The 15,611-nt window shown below is 66.2% G+C and carries 19 protein-coding genes; 11 read left to right on the top strand and 8 right to left on the bottom strand.

The window, feature by feature from the left end; all coding sequences use genetic code 11:
• Window positions 1-24 precede the first annotated feature (24 nt).
• From L0977_RS21215 to L0977_RS21205, 3 genes are read left to right on the top strand one after another with little or no spacing between them, the layout of a single operon-like run.
• Window positions 25-918 (top strand): DUF429 domain-containing protein, encoded by an 894-nt coding sequence (locus tag L0977_RS21215; RefSeq protein ID WP_234266860.1) that lies wholly within the window; start codon window positions 25-27, stop codon window positions 916-918.
• A gap of 41 nt (window positions 919-959) precedes the next feature.
• Complete coding sequence (locus L0977_RS21210) at window positions 960-1,625, top strand: YitT family protein (RefSeq protein ID WP_234266859.1); 666 nt, start codon at window positions 960-962, stop codon at window positions 1,623-1,625.
• Window positions 1,622-2,167 carry a thermonuclease family protein gene (locus L0977_RS21205; RefSeq protein WP_234266858.1) on the top strand — a complete coding sequence of 182 codons (546 nt, stop codon included), beginning with the start codon at window positions 1,622-1,624 and terminating at the stop codon, window positions 2,165-2,167. Before L0977_RS21210 ends, L0977_RS21205 begins: the two co-directional genes overlap by 4 nt.
• On the opposite strand, the gene L0977_RS21200 is transcribed toward L0977_RS21205, so the two are convergent.
• The 3 genes from L0977_RS21200 to gpmA all read right to left on the bottom strand — a co-directional run bounded on the left by L0977_RS21200 (window position 2,156) and on the right by gpmA (window position 5,311).
• Entirely contained in the window at window positions 2,156-2,914 is a 759-nt protein-coding gene (locus L0977_RS21200) for a HesA/MoeB/ThiF family protein (RefSeq protein WP_234266857.1), read from the bottom strand. The two genes, L0977_RS21205 and L0977_RS21200, sit on opposite strands and share 12 nt — an antisense overlap.
• Window positions 2,915-2,948: 34 nt before the next feature.
• Window positions 2,949-4,424, bottom strand: a complete 1,476-nt coding sequence (locus tag L0977_RS21195; protein WP_234266856.1) for a S41 family peptidase — start codon at window positions 4,422-4,424, stop codon at window positions 2,949-2,951.
• A gap of 140 nt (window positions 4,425-4,564) precedes the next feature.
• Complete coding sequence (gene gpmA, locus L0977_RS21190) at window positions 4,565-5,311, bottom strand: 2,3-diphosphoglycerate-dependent phosphoglycerate mutase (RefSeq protein ID WP_234266855.1); 747 nt, start codon at window positions 5,309-5,311, stop codon at window positions 4,565-4,567.
• Between the two features lie 140 nt (window positions 5,312-5,451).
• Between gpmA and L0977_RS21185 the strand changes: the two genes are divergently transcribed.
• The 4 genes from L0977_RS21185 to L0977_RS21170 all read left to right on the top strand — a co-directional run bounded on the left by L0977_RS21185 (window position 5,452) and on the right by L0977_RS21170 (window position 7,717).
• Entirely contained in the window at window positions 5,452-5,862 is a 411-nt protein-coding gene (locus tag L0977_RS21185) for a rhodanese-like domain-containing protein (RefSeq protein WP_234266854.1), read from the top strand.
• Between the two features lie 3 nt (window positions 5,863-5,865).
• Window positions 5,866-6,129, top strand: a complete 264-nt coding sequence (gene grxC, locus L0977_RS21180) for a glutaredoxin 3 (protein ID WP_234266853.1) — start codon at window positions 5,866-5,868, stop codon at window positions 6,127-6,129.
• Between the two features lie 111 nt (window positions 6,130-6,240).
• Window positions 6,241-6,684 (top strand): protein-export chaperone SecB, encoded by a 444-nt coding sequence (gene secB, locus L0977_RS21175; RefSeq protein ID WP_234266852.1) that lies wholly within the window; start codon window positions 6,241-6,243, stop codon window positions 6,682-6,684.
• A gap of 13 nt (window positions 6,685-6,697) precedes the next feature.
• Window positions 6,698-7,717, top strand: a complete 1,020-nt coding sequence (locus tag L0977_RS21170) for an NAD(P)H-dependent glycerol-3-phosphate dehydrogenase (RefSeq protein ID WP_234266850.1) — start codon at window positions 6,698-6,700, stop codon at window positions 7,715-7,717.
• A gap of 35 nt (window positions 7,718-7,752) precedes the next feature.
• Here L0977_RS21170 and panC read toward each other — a convergent pair whose 3' ends face one another.
• Complete coding sequence (gene panC, locus L0977_RS21165) at window positions 7,753-8,619, bottom strand: pantoate--beta-alanine ligase (protein ID WP_234266849.1); 867 nt, start codon at window positions 8,617-8,619, stop codon at window positions 7,753-7,755.
• 50 nt (window positions 8,620-8,669) lie between these two features.
• Window positions 8,670-9,557: a 3-methyl-2-oxobutanoate hydroxymethyltransferase gene (gene panB, locus L0977_RS21160; protein WP_234266848.1), complete on the bottom strand. Its 888-nt coding sequence runs from the start codon at window positions 9,555-9,557 to the stop codon at window positions 8,670-8,672.
• Window positions 9,558-9,637: 80 nt separating this feature from the next.
• Between panB and nadC the strand changes: the two genes are divergently transcribed.
• Window positions 9,638-10,501 carry a carboxylating nicotinate-nucleotide diphosphorylase gene (gene nadC / locus L0977_RS21155; protein WP_234266847.1) on the top strand — a complete coding sequence of 288 codons (864 nt, stop codon included), beginning with the start codon at window positions 9,638-9,640 and terminating at the stop codon, window positions 10,499-10,501.
• A 37-nt stretch (window positions 10,502-10,538) separates the two neighbouring features.
• Window positions 10,539-11,648, top strand: coding sequence for a quinolinate synthase NadA (nadA, locus tag L0977_RS21150; RefSeq protein ID WP_234266846.1), 1,110 nt, complete (start codon window positions 10,539-10,541; stop codon window positions 11,646-11,648).
• A gap of 112 nt (window positions 11,649-11,760) precedes the next feature.
• Here nadA and rpoZ read toward each other — a convergent pair whose 3' ends face one another.
• The 3 genes from rpoZ to L0977_RS21135 are packed head-to-tail and all read right to left on the bottom strand — an operon-like array spanning window position 11,761 to window position 13,516.
• Window positions 11,761-11,964 carry a DNA-directed RNA polymerase subunit omega gene (gene rpoZ / locus L0977_RS21145; protein ID WP_234266845.1) on the bottom strand — a complete coding sequence of 68 codons (204 nt, stop codon included), beginning with the start codon at window positions 11,962-11,964 and terminating at the stop codon, window positions 11,761-11,763.
• A 17-nt stretch (window positions 11,965-11,981) separates the two neighbouring features.
• Window positions 11,982-12,602, bottom strand: a complete 621-nt coding sequence (gmk, locus tag L0977_RS21140; RefSeq protein ID WP_234266844.1) for a guanylate kinase — start codon at window positions 12,600-12,602, stop codon at window positions 11,982-11,984.
• Window positions 12,603-12,610: 8 nt separating this feature from the next.
• A complete protein-coding gene (locus L0977_RS21135; protein ID WP_234266843.1) occupies window positions 12,611-13,516 on the bottom strand; it encodes a YicC/YloC family endoribonuclease in 906 nt (301 codons plus the stop codon).
• 61 nt (window positions 13,517-13,577) lie between these two features.
• Between L0977_RS21135 and L0977_RS21130 the strand changes: the two genes are divergently transcribed.
• Window positions 13,578-14,585 (top strand): serine/threonine protein kinase, encoded by a 1,008-nt coding sequence (locus tag L0977_RS21130; protein WP_234266842.1) that lies wholly within the window; start codon window positions 13,578-13,580, stop codon window positions 14,583-14,585.
• On the top strand, window positions 14,582-15,481 hold the full coding sequence (locus L0977_RS21125; RefSeq protein WP_234266841.1) for a PP2C family protein-serine/threonine phosphatase: 900 nt from the start codon (window positions 14,582-14,584) through the stop codon (window positions 15,479-15,481). Before L0977_RS21130 ends, L0977_RS21125 begins: the two co-directional genes overlap by 4 nt.
• Window positions 15,482-15,611 lie beyond the last annotated feature (130 nt).

Raw genomic sequence — 15,611 nt, 5'->3', positions numbered from 1 at the left:
TGCCCGGCCCCGGAAACCGCGGTCATGACCACCCCGCCTGTGCAACTGCTGGGCTGCGACTTCAGCAGTGCGCCGTCTCGCCGCAAACCCATCACCCTGGCCGTGGGCTGGCGCGAAGGCCCGCGTGTGCGACTGGACCGGCTGGAAGCCTTCGAGTCGCTGGACGCCTGGCAGGCCTGGATCGCCCGACCAGCCGATGAGGCAGGCTGGATCGGTGGTTTCGATTTGCCTTTTGGTTGGCCGCGCGAGCTGGTGGCCGCGCTGGGCTGGCCCACCGAATGGCTGGCCTGCATACGCCACAGCGCGGCGCTGGAGCGCGCGCAGCTCCGCGAGCTGTTTGCGGCCTTCTGCGACGCGCGCCCTGTGGGGGGGAAGTTCGCGCATCGGGCGACCGACGGGCCGGCAGGAGCCAGTCCGAGCATGAAGTGGGTCAACCCGCCGGTCGCCTTCATGCTGCACGCCGGCATGCCGCGCCTGATCGATGCCGGGGTGCATCTGCCGGGCCTGCTCCCGGGGGACACGCAGCGTGTGGCGCTGGAGGCGTATCCGGGACTGCTGGCGCGCAGCGTGCTGGGGCGGCAACCCTACAAGAGCGATGACCGGCAGCGCCAGACCTCCGAGCGCCTGATCGCGCGGCGCAGCCTGATCGACGCGCTCGAGACGGGCCAGGCACCTCTGCTGCAGGCAGCGGGCATCCGGCTCAAACTCTCCCACGCCCAGCGCGACGCCTTGGCGGACGATGCCACCGGCGACTGCCTGGACGCCGTGCTGTGCCTGCTGCAGGCGGCCTGGGCGGCTCACCGCCACGCGCAAGGCGATGTCCGCTACGGCCTGCCCGACTTCGATCCGCTGGAGGGTTGGATCGTGAGCGCCGAGCCGCTTCCTGACCCGCGTCAAACCGGGTGGCGTGACCACTGAGGCACACTCGCGCGTTTGCCTGTGAATCCCCGAAGCGAGCCATGACCTCTCCCGCCACCCCGCCAGATGAAGCCTCGGCGCCCCATGCCGCACCGCCACTGGCGCCCGCTGCCAAGACCCGCCATGCACCCCACGAAGACCTGCAGGCCCTGCTGATCGGGACGCTGTTTGTCGCCATGGGCGTGGTGCTTTTCCGCCATGAAGGCTTGCTCACCGGCGGGACCGCTGGCCTGGCCTTTCTGCTGCACTACGCCATGGGCTGGAATTTCAGCCTCGTGTTCTTCGTGATCAACCTGCCTTTTTACGTGCTGGCCTGGCGGCGCATGGGGCCGCTGTTCACGGCCAAGACCTTCGCGGCGGTCGGCCTGCTGGCCGTGTTCGCCGAGGCGGTGCCGCGCTGGCTGGAAATTGGCGCTTTGGTGACGCCATTTGCCGCGGTGGCCGGTGGCTTGCTGACGGGTACCGGCATGCTCATGCTGTTTCGGCACCGGGCCAGCCTGGGCGGATTCAACGTGCTGGTGCTCTGGTTGCAGGAGCACTGGGGGTGGCGCGCCGGGCATGTGCAGATGGCGCTGGACTGCGCGATCGTGGTGGCGGCTTTCGCCGTGACCGACTGGACGCACATTGCCTGGTCGGTGGTGGGGGCGGTGGTGCTCAACATGACCCTGGCCATCAACCACAGGCCTGGCCGCTACATGGCCGTATGAAGGGTGAGATCGCGTGGCTCGCCCTGGCGTGCCTGGTGGCTGGCCTTCCTGCGCGGGCGGCCGATGCATCGCGCGAGCGGGTGTACGAGGCCCGCGTCGAGCGCGTGTTCGACGGCGACACCTTGTGGGTGCGACCCTTGCCCGATGGCCGGCCCCGCAAACTGCGGCTGGACGGCATCGACGCGCCCGAAATCTGCCAGCCGGGCGGGCTGGCCGCGCGTGACGCCCTGGCGGAACGGATAGAGCGGCGGGTGGTTCAGGTGCGCGAGCGCCGACGCGACCACTACGGCCGGCCGCTGGTACGGCTGTCCCAGCGGCAAACGGATGTCGCCGCCTGGCTGGTCGCGCAGGGGCATGCCTGGTCGTACCGTTGGCGCTTCAACCCGGGCCCGTATGCGGCGGAAGAAGCGCGGGCCCGGGCGGCCCGGCGTGGGGTGTTTGCCGAGGCGTCGCCGGAGTGGCCGGGTGACTTCCGGCGCCGGTACGGTCCGTGCCCGCCGTCTGCGCCGATAGCACCGCGCGCGGGTGCTTCAAACCGCTGAGCGGCCGCCGCAGACCGGGCAGGCGGGGTCGCGCCGCAGGCGCACGTCGTCGAAGCGCAGGTCGCGGGCATCCACCATCAGCAGCCGCCCCGTCATGCGCGAACCCAGCCCCGCCAGCAGTTTGAGCGCCTCGGTGGCTTGCAGTGTGCCCACGATCCCCACCAGCGGCGCCAGCACCCCCATCGTGGCGCAGCGGGTTTCCTCAACCGCGGCGTCGGGTGGAAACACGCAGGCATAACAGGGCGACGCCGCATCGCGCGGGTCGAAAACGCTCAGTTGGCCGTCCAGGCGAAGGGCTGCTCCCGAGACCAGCGGTTTGCCATGTTCGACACAGGCGCGGTTGATGGCCTGGCGGGTGGCAAAGTTGTCGGTGCAGTCGATCACCACGTCCGCAGTGGGTACCAGTCGCGCGAGCAGGGCGTCGTCGGCGTGTGCGGCGTGTGCCGTGACCACCGGGTCGGGGTTGATGGCGGCCACGGCTTCGCGCACGGAGTCGACCTTGGCATGGCCGATGCGGGCCAGGGTGTGCGCGATCTGACGCTGCAGGTTGGTGGCATCGACGGTGTCGGCATCCACCACCGTGAGGTGTCCCACACCCGCGCTGCCCAGATAGAGCGCAACGGGCGATCCCAGGCCGCCGGCGCCGATGATCAGCGCGTGCGAAGCCAGCAGGCGCTCTTGCCCTTCGACGCCGATCTCGTCGAGCAACAGGTGGCGCGCATAGCGCAGGAGTTGTGGGTCGTCCAAAGTGAAAAGCCCGCCGGGGAGGCGGGCTGTGGGATCAGTTTTCTTTCTTCTCTTCTTCCCGGGGTGTCTGTGACTGGCTCAGCACCACCGGCTGCCCCTTGAGGCGATTCAGGGCCTGCTGGAGCTGGAAGTCCTTCTCGCTGCCGAACTCGGGGATCAGGCGCTGCCCCGGATTCTTCTTGGCTTCTTCCTCCAGGCGCTTGCGGGCCTGCTCGCGGGCTTCTTCGCGTTGCTGTTCGGCGGCGCGCTGGGTATCCGTCATGGGGCCGTTGGTGACCTCTTCTTTGCCGATCAGGTGCTTTTGCAGGTCGGCTTCGCGGGTGCGGAAGGCGGCGAACACATTGCCCTCGGCGGTTTCGTCGACCAACAGGTCGGGAATGATGCCGCGGGCCTGGATCGAGGTGCCGTTGGGGGTGTAGTAGCGCGCGGTGGTGAGCTTGAGGGCGGTATCGGGCCCCAGCGGCCGCACGGTCTGCACCGAACCCTTGCCGAAGGTCTGGCTGCCCAGCAGGGTGGCGCGCTTGTGGTCCTGCAGGGCGCCAGCCACGATTTCGCTGGCCGAGGCCGATCCCTCATTGACCAGCACCACGAGCGGCAAGGTCTTGAACGAGCCGTTGGTGTTGCGGGTCAGGCGGGCGATCGGGTCGGTACCGCCGCGGCGCAGGTAGTGCTGGGGCACGGCCTTGTAGACGAACTTGCTGTCTTCCAGTTGCCCGTTGGTGGACACGACGGTCACGTTTTCGGGCAGGAACGCGGCCGACAGGGCCACGGCAGCGTCGAGCAGTCCGCCCGGATCGTTGCGCAGATCCAGCACCAGGCCCTTGAGTTGGGGGTCGGCCTTGTAGATGTCTTCCAGCTTGCGCGCGAAGTCGTCGACCGTGCGCTCCTGGAACTGGGACACGCGCACCCAGGCGTAGCCCGGTGCGATCACGCGCGTCTTGACGCTCTGGGTCTTGATCTCTTCGCGCACGATGGTCACCGGGAAGCTGCGGTTCTCGTCCTTGCGGAAGATGGTCAGCAGCACCTTGGTGCGGGGCTCGCCGCGCATCAGCTTGACCGCATCGTTGATCGTCAGGCCTTTGACGGCGGTGTCGTCGATCTTGGTGATCAGGTCACCCGACTTGAGGCCGGCGCGGAAAGCGGGGGAGTCTTCGATGGGGGACACCACCTTCACCAGGCCGTCTTCCATCGTGATCTCGATGCCCACGCCGACGAAACGCCCGGAAGTGCCTTCGCGGAATTCCTTGAACGACTTCTTGTCGAAATACTGCGAGTGGGGGTCGAGGCTGGCCACCATGCCGGCGATGGCGTCGGAGATCAGCTTTTTCTCGTCCACCGGCTCCACATAGTCGGTCTTGACCATGCCGAAGACGGCCGCCAATTGCTGCAATTCCTCCAGAGGCAGGGGCGCCAGGGTGCTGCGCGCCACTGCCTGCAACTGCACCGTGGTGAGGGCACCTGCCACTGCGCCGACGGCAATCCAGCCGGCAATCTTGAGTTTGGGACTCATCTGTTTCGCCATGAACATTCCCCGCAAGCTCGGGCCGGGCGCTTAGGCGCCCATTCCGGATCAATATACACCTTGGAGTGCTGCGAGGCCTTGGCGGTTCCACCAAAACCCGGCAGGCTGTAGCGCCTTGCCGCGCGGGCTCAGCCTTTCTGGCCCTGGGCCGCCACGGCGGCGGCGGCCTTGGCTGCTGCTTCCGCATCGCCCAGGTAGTAGTGGCGGATGGGTTTGAGCTCGGCGTCCAGCTCGTACACGAGCGGAATGCCGTTCGGGATGTTCAGGTTCACGATGTTGGCGTCGGAGATGCCGTCCAGGTATTTCACCAGCGCGCGGATCGAGTTGCCGTGGGCGGCCACGACCACGCGCTTGCCACTCTTGATGGCCGGCGCCAGGGCCTCGTTCCAGAACGGGATGACCCGGGCCACGGTGTCCTTGAGGCATTCGGTCAGGGGCACGTCGGAAGGCGTGAGCTTTTCGTAGCGGCGGTCGCTGCGTTCGCAACGCGGATCGGTCGGTTCCAGCGCCGGCGGCGGGGTGTCGTAGCTGCGGCGCCAGACCAGCACCTGCGCTTCACCGTATTGCTTGGCCATGTCGGCTTTGTTCAATCCCTGCAGCGCGCCGTAGTGGCGCTCGTTGAGGCGCCAGCTCTTGACCACGGGCAGCCAGGTGCGGTCCATGGCGTCCAGCACATGCCAGAGGGTGTGGGTGGCGCGCTTGAGCACGGAGGTGTAGGCCACGTCGAAGTCCCAGCCTTCTGCCTTGAGCAGCCGGCCGGCTTCCAGGGCCTGCGCCACGCCGGTGGGGGTCAGCTCGACATCGGTCCAGCCGGTGAAACGGTTTTCGAGGTTCCAGGTGGATTCGCCGTGGCGGATCAGGACGAGTTTGTACATGGTGTGCGGCAGTGAGCGGATCGGTTTCTGGGCGGAGAGGGCGGGTCGTCAGCGCATGGGGAGAGAAAGAACGGCCATGCCCGCGCCTTGGTAAACCAGACATTTTAGAATCCCTGCCTTGTCCCAGAAAGGTGAACCCTGTGAGTTTCTTTGTCGAAAACTGGACCCTGATCGCCGTGGCCGTGGTTTCCGGAGGCATGTTGTTGTGGCCGGTGCTGCGCAGTGGTGCGGGCAGCGGTGCGCTCAACCCGACCGACGCGGTGCAACTGATCAACCGTGAAAAAGCGGTGGTGGTCGATGTCTGCAGCCCCGAAGAATATGCGGCGGGCCACGTGGCTGGCGCCAAAAACGTGCCCCTGGCCGACCTGGAAAGCCGCCTGCCTGCCGTGGTCAAGAACAAGGCATTGCCCGTGATTCTGGTCTGTGCCTCTGGCGTGCGTTCCAAGCGCGCGGTGGCCGTCGCACGCAAGCTGGGCTACGAGAAGGCGCAGAGCCTGTCTGGCGGCCTGGCGGCCTGGCGCGGCGCGAGCCTACCGGTCGAGAAGGCCTGAGCCATGGCCCAGCACGTTCGCATCTATTCCAGCGACTACTGCCCCTACTGCGTCCGCGCCAAGGCCCTACTGCAGCGCCGGGGGGTGACCGATTACGAAGAGATCGTGGTCGACGGCCGCCCGGATGTGCGTGCCGAGATGACACGCATCACCGGTCGCACCAGCGTGCCGCAGATCTTCATCGGAACCACCCACGTCGGTGGCAGTGACGACCTGCACGCCCTGGACGCCCAGGGCGGACTGGTTCCCCTGTTGCAACAGGGCTGAGCTGGTGGCCCGCTTGCCGGGGCCTCTGGCGCAAAGGCGATAATCGCCCAGTGCCCGCTGCGGGACGCCTCCCCGGCGGGCTTTGTTTTGTCCGACGTTTGAAAGCACATCATGGCCGACCAAGATCCCGTGTTCCAGATCCAGCGCATCTACCTGAAGGAAGCCTCTCTGGAGCAGCCCAATTCGCCCGCCATCCTGCTGGAGCAGGAACAGCCGTCGGTCGATATCCAACTGGGCGTGGAAGCCAGCCCGGCGGCCGATGGCGTCTACGAGATCACGGTGACCGCCACGGTGCAGACCAAGATCAAGGACAAGACCGTGTTCCTGGTCGAGGCCAAGCAAGCCGGCATTTTCGAGATCCGCAACCTGCCGCAAGAACAGATGGGGCCGATCATGGGCATTGCCTGTCCGCAGATCGTCTATCCCTACCTGCGCGGCAACGTCGCCGACCTGATCCAGCGCGGCGGCTTCCCGCCGGTGCACCTGGCCGAGATCAACTTCCAGGCCATGTACGAGCAGCAACAGGCGGCTGGGACCAACGGCGCCACCCAATAAGCGGGACCCGGGGATGAAGATCGTCGTCCTCGGTGCAGGTGCCTGGGGAACGGCGCTGGCCATCAATGCCGCCGGGCATGCGGGCGCTTGCCATGAGGTCACGCTCTGGGCCCGCGATGCGGCCCAGGCGGTCCAGATGCAGGCGGCGCGCGAAAACACGCGCTATCTGCCCGGGCATCCGTTTCCGCCGGTGCTGCAGGTCAGCCACGAGCCGTTGTCGCCCGATGCCGGGTTGCTGGCCCGGGCGGATCTGATCATCATCGGCTCGCCCATGGCCGCCCTGCGGGGCATGCTGACCCATTTGCGCACGCTGCACGTGCCCGTCGCGTGGCTGTGCAAAGGTTTCGAGTCTTCGCAAGAGCCGGGCGCGGCGGGTCTGATGGGGCATGAAGTGGCGGCGGCCGTGGCCCCGCAATTGCGGGCCGGCGTGCTCAGCGGCCCGAGTTTTGCCCAGGAAGTGGCCCGGGGCCAGCCGACAGCGCTGGTTGCCGCCAGCGAACACGCCAGTGTTCGAGAGGCGCTGGTCGCGGCATTCCATGGCCCCACGCTGCGGGTCTATGCCAACGAAGACATCGTGGGCGTCGAGGTGGGCGGTGCGGTCAAGAACGTGCTGGCCATTGCCACCGGCCTTTGCGACGGACTGGCGCTGGGGCTCAACGCGCGGGCCGCGCTGGTCACCCGCGGGCTGGCCGAAATGACACGGCTTGGACTGGCGCTGGGGGCGCGCGCGGACACCTTCATGGGGCTGTCGGGCCTGGGCGATCTGGTGCTCACCGCCACGGGAGATCTGTCGCGCAACCGCAAGGTGGGCCAACTGCTCGCCCAGGGGTTGAGCTTGCGGCAGGCGGTCGACTCCTTGGGCCATGTGGCCGAAGGGGTTTACAGCGCGCGCACAGTGGTGCAGCGGGCCCGTGCCCTCGGGGTGGAAATGCCCATCAGCGAAGGCGTGGTGGCCTTGCTCGAAGGGCGTCTCAAGCCCGCTGAAGCCGTGGCGGCTCTCATGGGACGTGATCCGAAAGACGAAGCGCTCTGAAGGCGAGTGCCGCCCTGGCACCCATCGGGCCCGGCTCAGATTTCGAAGTTGTCGATCAGGCGGGTCTGGCCCAGCCGGGCTGCGCCCAGCACCACCAGCGATGCCGGTGCCGCTGCGTCGGCGGCGGTCGGCGGCTGCAGGTCTGTGCGCCGGCGCACGGTCAGGTAGTCGGGTTTCCAGTTCCGGCCGGCCAGGGCCTGGAGTGCTTGCTGTTCCAGTGCCGGTAGCTGGTCGGGCAATCCATGGCCGGCGGCCAGCGCATCGCGCGCCAAGGCGCGCAGTGCGAGCGAGAGCTGCACCGCTTCGGCACGCTCGGTGTCACTCAGGTAGCCGTTGCGCGAACTCAGCGCGAGGCCATCGGCAGCCCGCTCGGTTTCCACGCCCACGATGTGCACGGGCAGGTTGAACTGTTGCACCATGCGCCGGATGATCATCTGCTGCTGGTAGTCCTTCTTGCCAAAGATCGCATGGCCAGGCTGGCTGGCGGTCGCGAACACGCACTGAAACAGCTTCATGACCACCGTGCACACACCGGTGAAGAAGCCCGGCCGGAAGTGGCCCTCCAGGATGTCAGCCAGATCGGGGGGCGGCAGAACCTTGAAGCCCTGGGGTTCCGGGTAGAGCTCTTTTTCCGAGGGAGCGAACACCACATCACAACCCTGCGCGGCCAGCTTGGCGCAGTCGGCTTCGAGGGTGCGCGGGTAGGTGTCGAAGTCCTCGTGCGGGGCAAACTGCAGGCGGTTGACAAAAATGGACGCCACCGTCACGTCGCCCAGCGGCCGGGCGGCACGCACCAGTTGCAGGTGGCCTTCGTGCAGGTTGCCCATGGTGGGCACGAGGGCCGGCGATTGAAAGGGCGCGAGCGCGGCGCGCAGGTCGGCGATGGTGTGAACGATTTTCATGAGGGAGCGATGAGCAGGCAGAGGCTGGCGGGCCTCTGGCGGGGACGGGTCTACCAGGCGTGCAGGCTGTCGTCGGGGAAGCTGCCGTCCTTGACGGCGCGCACGTAGGCCGCCATGGCGTCTCGCACGCTGGACTGACCTTCCATGAAGTTGCGCACAAACTTGGGGTTCTTGCCCAGATTGATGCCCAGCATGTCGTGCATGACCAGCACCTGGCCGGCGGTTCCCTTGCCGGCGCCGATGCCGATGGTGTGGCAGGTTTGCAGTTCCGTGGTGATTTCCGCCGAGAGCAGTGCCGGCACCATTTCCAGCACCAGCATGCCGGCGCCCGCGTCCTGCAGCTCCAGCGCGTGGCGGCGCAGTTGCAGGGCAGCGGCGTCACCGCGCCCCTGTACCCGGTAGCCACCCAGGGCATGGACGGTTTGGGGTGTCAGACCGAGGTGGGCGCACACGGGAATGCCGCGTTCGACCAGGAAGCGCACGGTTTCGGCGGTCCAGCCACCGCCTTCGAGCTTGACCATGTGGGCGCCTGCGCGCAGCAGGTCGGCTGCGCTGCGCAGGGCCTGTTCTTTGGATTCGTGGTAACTGCCAAAGGGCAGATCGCCGATCACCCAGGCCGTGCCCTGCACCCGGCGCAGGCCCCGCACCACGCTTTCGGTGTGGTAGCACATGGTCTCCAGCGTGACACCGGTGGTGCTCGACAGACCCTGGCAGACCATGCCCAGCGAGTCGCCGACCAGAATGCATTCCACCCCGGCAGCATCGGCCACGGCGGCAAATGTGGCGTCATAGGCGGTGAGCATGGTGATCTTCTCGCCGCGTTCGCGCATTTCAGCCAGACGCGGCAGGCTCACCGGCTTGCGCGCCGGCAGAGGCGAAGCGGCCGGCAACGTGCCGTAGGGCGTGGCGGATGGTCCGCTCGTGTTGGTTGAGCTCATGGTTTGTTCCTCATGAGGTGGTCACAGTGGGGCGCACTATATTCCATCTGGTCATTTCGATCCCGGTATGCTCGACCCCCATGAAACATTTGTCTGACTTCACAGCCGAAGACCTTGCCGCGCTGGCGCGTGCCGATGTGGCGCGCGCGCTGGCCGAAGATGTCGGCACCGGTGACCTGACCGCTGCCCTGGTGGACAACGGCCGGACCGCGCGGGCCCGCATCCTGGCGCGCGAGCCGGCGGTGATCTGCGGCGGCCCCTGGGTGGAAGCGGCGGTGCTGGCCTGCGATGCCCAGGCGCGCCTGCACTGGCACGTGGCCGAGGGCCAGCGCTGCGGTGCCGATCAGGTGGTGCTGGAGATCGAGGGCCGGGCCCAGTCCCTGCTGACCGCCGAGCGCACGGCGCTGAACTTCCTGCAACTGTTGTCGGCCGTGGCGACCAAGACAGGGGCATTCGTCGAGGCGGTCGCTGGCACCCGCGCGGCCATTGTCGACACGCGCAAGACGCTGCCGGGGCTGCGCCTCGCGCAGAAGTACGCGGTCAAGACCGGCGGCGGGGTGAACCACCGCATCGGCCTGTACGACGCGGTCCTGATCAAGGAAAACCACATCGCCGCCGCAGGCGGGGTGGCGGCCGTGCTGCAGAAGGTGCAGACCGACGCGCCCCAGGCCCGGTTTGTGGAGATCGAGGTGGAGACCCTGCCGCAGCTCGAAGAAGCCCTCCGCTGCGGTGCGACCATGATCCTGCTGGACAATATGGACCTGCCGACCCTGCGCGAAGCGGTGCGCCTCAATGCCGGTCGCGCCATCCTCGAAATCTCGGGCGGCGTGAGTTTTCAGACCGTGCGCGGCCTTGCAGAAACCGGGGTTGACCGCATCTCCATCGGTGCCTTGACCAAGGACGTCAAGGCCATTGATTTTTCGATGCGTTTCGACGCTCTTTGATTCCTGATACCGCGTTTTCGTGACAGTCGCCCCCGCCATGAACAGTTCCGATTCCGCCGTCATTGACGTCGAGTACGAGCAGCCTGCCTGCCCGACCCAGCATGCCTGGGCGCGCGTGCCGGTCGAGCCCGGTCCCAAACGGCGTGCCGAGCTCAAGGACCGCATTCGCCGCCTGCTCCAGGAACGCAACGCGGTCATGGTGTCGCATTATTACGTGCACCCGGACTTGCAGGACCTGGCCATGGAAACCGGGGGCATCGTCAGCGATTCGCTGGAGATGGCCCGTTTCGGGCGCGACCACGCTGCCACCACCCTGGTGGTTTCGGGGGTGCGGTTCATGGGCGAGACGGCCAAGATCCTGAGCCCGGAGAAAACCGTGCTCATGCCCGATCTCGACGCCAATTGCTCGCTGGATCTGGGCTGCCCGATCGACGAATTCAGCGCGTTCTGTGATGCTCATCCGGACCGCACGGTCGTTGTTTACGCCAACACCAGCGCCGCGGTGAAAGCCCGGGCCGACTGGCTGGTGACCTCCAGCTGTGCGCTGGAGATCGTGCAGGCCCTCAAGGACAAGGGGCACAAGATTCTGTGGGCGCCCGACAAGCACCTGGGGGCCTACATCCAGCGCGAAACCGGGGCCGACATGGTGATGTGGTCGGGTTCGTGCATCGTGCACGACGAGTTCAAGGGCTTCGAGCTGGAGGCGCTCAAGCAGGAGCATCCCCAGGCCAAGGTGCTGGTGCACCCCGAAAGCCCGGCCGATGTGATCGCGCTGGCCGATGCGGTGGGTTCCACGTCGGCCATTCTCAAGGCTGCCCGCGAAATGGCTGCCCGCGAGTTCATCGTTGCCACCGACAACGGCATGATGCATGTGCTGCGCCAGCAGAATCCCGACAAGGTGTTCTTCGAGGCGCCCACGGCCGGCAACAGCGCCACCTGCAAGAGTTGCGCTCACTGTCCCTGGATGGCGATGAACGGCCTGGAAGGGGTTGCGCAGGTGCTGGAGCGGGGGCTGAACGCCATCGAGGTGGATCCGGCGCTGATCCCGCGTGCCCGGCAGCCGATCGACCGCATGCTGGCTTTCACGGCCGCGTACAAGGCCGGGCACGACGCGGGTGCACTGGTGCCGAACATCGGCGCGGCCTGATTGGCAGGGGCACTGTCCGCATGGAGACCCCAACAAAAAGGCCCGCGGTTGCGGGCCTTTTTGTTGGGGCGGGGCAGCCCGTCTGGGGCGGCGCACTGCCGGAAGAGAGTGCTCAGGTCGGAACCTTCTTGAGCATTTCCAGGCCCACCTTGCCGTCAGCGATTTCGCGCAGAGCGGTCACGGCCGGCTTGTTCTTGCTCTCGATCTTGGGGGCGTGGCCCTGGCTGAGCATGCGGGCGCGGTAGGTGGCGGCCAGCACGAGCTGGAAACGGTTGGGGATTTTCTCCAGGCAGTCTTCGACGGTGATGCGTGCCATGGCGTTCTCTCGGAAAGTCAGTGAATGTTGAGGGCGCCAAAGGTGTCGGCGCGGGCGATGCGCTGCGCTCCATAACGCAGGCGCTGAGCGTGGACGATGGCTTTCAGGTCGAAAAGCGCACGCTCGAACAACTCGTTGATTATAACGAAATCGAATTCCCGGGCGTGGGCCATTTCCTGGGCCGCGTTCTGCAGGCGCAGCTCGATGGTTTCGGCACTGTCCTCGTTGCGGCGCTCCAGCCGCGAGCGCAGTTCCTCCCAGCTGGGGGGGAGGATGAAGACCAGGACCGCGTTGGGAAAGATCCGCTTGACCTGGATGGCCCCCTGGAAGTCGATCTCCAGCACCACATCAACCCCCTGGGACATGCGCTGCTCGATGGCGGTCTTGGAGGTGCCGTAGCGGTTGCCGTGCACGCTGGCCCATTCCAGGAAAGCGTTCTGCGTGACCATCTGGTCGAAGGTCTCGTGGCTGACGAAATAGTATTCGCGGCCGTGCACCTCCTGGCCACGCGGCGCGCGGGTGGTGTGGGACACGGAGGGCGAGACCCGCTTGTCCAGCTCCATCAGGGCTTTCACGAGGCTGGACTTGCCGGCACCGCTGGGGGCCGCCACGACAAACAGGTTTCCAGGGTAGTCCATGGCCTTGGTCATTCGATGTTCTGCACTTGCTCACGCATCTGCTCGATCAGGACTTTCATGTCCACCGAGATGCGGGTGAGCTCCAGGCTGGAGGATTTGGCGCCCAGGGTGTTGGCTTCCCGGTGCAACTCCTGGATCAGGAAGTCCAGCCGTTTGCCGGTTTCGCCGCCCTTTTTGAGCAGGCGTTCAATTTCGTCCAGGTGAGCGGCCAGGCGGGTCAGTTCTTCCGCCACGTCGATGCGGATGGCAAAGGCCGTGGCCTCGGCGAGTGCCCGGTCCTGGGCACTGGCGCTGGCGGCATCGGCGCCGGCATTGCCCAGGGCCTCGTTCCAGCGGTCCAGAAAGCGCTGCCGCTGCTGGGCCACCAGTTCGGGCACCAGGGGCTGGGCCTCTTTGGCGAGCTTGCGCAGTTGCCCGAGCCGGTCTTTGAGCATGGCGGCCAGCTTCTGGCCTTCGCGCTCGCGGGCCTCGATCAGGCCGCCCAGGGTGGTCTGGGCCAGTGTCAGCAGGCTGTCGTTCCAGCGGCCGGGCTGGGCCTGCTGGCGCGAGGTCAGTTGCAGGATCTCGGCCACCGACAGCGGAGCGGCTTTGGGGCACCAGGCCTGGATGCCGTCCTGCAGGTTCACCAGGCGCTGCAGATCCGAGGGGTTGGGGGCTGGCGGGCCGCTGTCGCTGCGGCCTTCGATCCAGGCGCGCACCTCCACTTTGCCGCGCTTGAGCCGGCTGGACAGCAGCTCGCGCAGAGCGGGTTCGGTGCCGCGCAGGTCTTCCGGCAACTTGAAAACCAGATCGAGAAAGCGGCTGTTGACCGAGCGGATTTCCAGACCGAGCGCGGCCTGGGGAGTGTCGGAACTGCCTTGCGCAGGCCCGCCAGTTTGGGCTGTGGCGTAGCCGGTCATGCTGTAAACTGCCATCGAATATGGGGCCCTGAAGTTGAGTGGTCCAAAACGAGGCGTTCCGGAAGCCGTTCAAATTATGTCAAAGGTCAAGCCCGCCCCCTTGCCGCCGGACACCGTGATCGGCGGCTACCGCATTGTCAAGAAACTGGCGGCGGGCGGATTCGGGGTGGTTTATCTGGCCGTGGACACCGAGGGCCAGCAGGTCGCCATCAAGGAATACCTGCCATCGTCGCTGGCTTCCCGCGGGCCTGGTGAACTGCTGCCCCAGGTGCAGCCGGAAAAGCTCTCACTCTACCGGCTGGGGCTCAAGAGCTTTTTTGAAGAAGGGCGCGCGCTGGCGCAGATCTCCCACCAGTCGGTGGTGAGCGTGCTCAACTTCTTTCGCGAGAACGAGACCGTCTACATGGTGATGAACTACCTGGAGGGGGCTTCCCTGCAGGAATTCATCATCACCGCGCGCGAGCTCAAGAAGCAGAAGGTGTTTCGCGAGTCGACCATCCGTTCGCTCTACGACGAGGTGCTGCGTGGCCTGCGCATCGTGCACCAGCACAAGATGCTGCACCTGGACATCAAGCCGGCCAACATCTTCATCACCGACGACAACCGCGCGGTGCTGATCGACTTCGGTGCTGCCCGCGAAGTGCTGAGCAAGGAAGGCAACTTCATCCGTCCGATGTACACGCCCGGTTTTGCCGCGCCCGAGATGTACCGGCGCGACTCGAGCATGGGGCCGTGGACCGACATCTACGCCATCGGCGCCTGCATCTACGCCAGCATGCAGGGCTACCCGCCCAACGATGCGCCTCAGCGGCTGGAAAAAGACCGTCTGTCGCTGGCACTGTCGCGTCTGCGCGGTGTTTATTCCGACAACCTGATCGAGGTGGTCGAATGGTGCATGTCGCTCGATCCGCTGTCCCGCCCGCAGTCGGTGTTTGCCTTGCAGAAGGAACTCAGTCGGGAGACGGAACGCAGCTACACCAAGCTGACAGTGGCTGAAAAGATGCGTCTGCAGTTCGACAACATCGTTTCCGACAACAAACGGGCGGCCCGCAAGACCACCGCCGCAGGGACCCGCTTCAAATGAAGTTTTCGGTCTATCAGATCAGTCGGCAGGGAGGGCGCGAACGCAACGAGGACCGCATGGGGTATGCATATACCCGCGAGTCCGGGCTGTTCGTGCTGGCCGATGGCATGGGGGGCCATCCCGAGGGTGCCATGGCGGCCCAGTTGGCCCTGCAGACCTTTTCGGCCTATTTCCAGAAGGCGGCCAGCCCGACCGTGCGCGAGGTGCCGGACTTCCTCTCCAGCGCGCTGATGGCTGCCCACCACCAGATCATCCGGTACGCTGCGGAAAAAGGCATGCTGGACACCCCGCGCACCACGCTGGTGGCGGCGGTGATGGAACGCAACCACGTGCACTGGATTCACTGCGGTGATTCCCGTCTGTACCTGGTGCGCGAAGGGGAGTTGCTGACCCGCACGCGCGACCATTCCTACATCGAGCAACAGGCCCACCTGGGCCGCTCCACCGAGCACATCAACCGCAACATCCTCTTCACGTGCCTGGGCTCGCCCGCCAAGCCGGTGTACGACGTTTCCGGCCCGGTGCAACTGCAACAGGGCGACCGGGTGCTGCTGTGTTCGGACGGGCTGTGGAGCACCGTCAAGGATTTCGAGATTGCGGACCAACTGGCCCGGCATCCGCTCGAACACGCCGTGCCTGAGCTGGTCGAAATGGCCCTCAAACGGGGCGGTCCACGTTGCGACAACGTCACCGTGCTGGCGATGGAATGGGAGACGCCCGACGAATTCCAGACCACCCGGGTGTCGACCGAAGACATCGAAGAAGGCGTTTTCGCCTCGACCATCCAGTCGGGCGTGCCCGATCCGTCGGTCGAGGATCTGGATGACGAGGCGATCGAGCGTTCGATTGCCGAAATCAACGAGGCGATCCGGCGCACAGCGGAAAAAAATGCGTAGCGCTCGTCACCTCTGTGACCACCGCACCCCAGGGGTGGCGCGGTCGAGCCGGTGTTGCCGCATTCCGGGCTGAGCGTCCGGCCTGTCGGCCTGACGGCTCATCACCCAGTTCATCACTGATTTCGAGGTT

The sequence above is a fragment of the Hydrogenophaga sp. NFH-34 genome, assembly GCF_021401345.1.
GTDB lineage: Bacteria > Pseudomonadota > Gammaproteobacteria > Burkholderiales > Burkholderiaceae_C > Hydrogenophaga > Hydrogenophaga electricum.
The sequence above is the reverse complement of the archived record's forward strand: the minus strand, read 5'-3'. Positions and strand labels throughout refer to the sequence as shown.

Bases quoted from the DNA above. Each gene is read 5' to 3' on its own strand.
- gpmA (WP_234266855.1), bottom strand. From the start codon at position 5,311: ATGTACAAACTCGTCCTGATCCGCCACGGCGAATCCACCTGGAACCTC.
- L0977_RS21170 (WP_234266850.1), top strand. From the start codon at position 6,698: ATGAAGATCGTCGTCCTCGGTGCAGGTGCCTGGGGAACGGCGCTGGCC.
- nadA (WP_234266846.1), top strand. From the start codon at position 10,539: ATGAACAGTTCCGATTCCGCCGTCATTGACGTCGAGTACGAGCAGCCT.
- L0977_RS21195 (WP_234266856.1), bottom strand. From the start codon at position 4,424: ATGAGTCCCAAACTCAAGATTGCCGGCTGGATTGCCGTCGGCGCAGTG.
- panB (WP_234266848.1), bottom strand. From the start codon at position 9,557: ATGAGCTCAACCAACACGAGCGGACCATCCGCCACGCCCTACGGCACG.
- panC (WP_234266849.1), bottom strand. From the start codon at position 8,619: ATGAAAATCGTTCACACCATCGCCGACCTGCGCGCCGCGCTCGCGCCC.
- gmk (WP_234266844.1), bottom strand. From the start codon at position 12,602: ATGGACTACCCTGGAAACCTGTTTGTCGTGGCGGCCCCCAGCGGTGCC.
- L0977_RS21210 (WP_234266859.1), top strand. From the start codon at position 960: ATGACCTCTCCCGCCACCCCGCCAGATGAAGCCTCGGCGCCCCATGCC.
- nadC (WP_234266847.1), top strand. From the start codon at position 9,638: ATGAAACATTTGTCTGACTTCACAGCCGAAGACCTTGCCGCGCTGGCG.
- L0977_RS21125 (WP_234266841.1), top strand. From the start codon at position 14,582: ATGAAGTTTTCGGTCTATCAGATCAGTCGGCAGGGAGGGCGCGAACGC.
- L0977_RS21205 (WP_234266858.1), top strand. From the start codon at position 1,622: ATGAAGGGTGAGATCGCGTGGCTCGCCCTGGCGTGCCTGGTGGCTGGC.
- L0977_RS21135 (WP_234266843.1), bottom strand. From the start codon at position 13,516: ATGGCAGTTTACAGCATGACCGGCTACGCCACAGCCCAAACTGGCGGG.
- L0977_RS21215 (WP_234266860.1), top strand. From the start codon at position 25: ATGACCACCCCGCCTGTGCAACTGCTGGGCTGCGACTTCAGCAGTGCG.
- L0977_RS21130 (WP_234266842.1), top strand. From the start codon at position 13,578: ATGTCAAAGGTCAAGCCCGCCCCCTTGCCGCCGGACACCGTGATCGGC.
- secB (WP_234266852.1), top strand. From the start codon at position 6,241: ATGGCCGACCAAGATCCCGTGTTCCAGATCCAGCGCATCTACCTGAAG.
- rpoZ (WP_234266845.1), bottom strand. From the start codon at position 11,964: ATGGCACGCATCACCGTCGAAGACTGCCTGGAGAAAATCCCCAACCGT.
- grxC (WP_234266853.1), top strand. From the start codon at position 5,866: ATGGCCCAGCACGTTCGCATCTATTCCAGCGACTACTGCCCCTACTGC.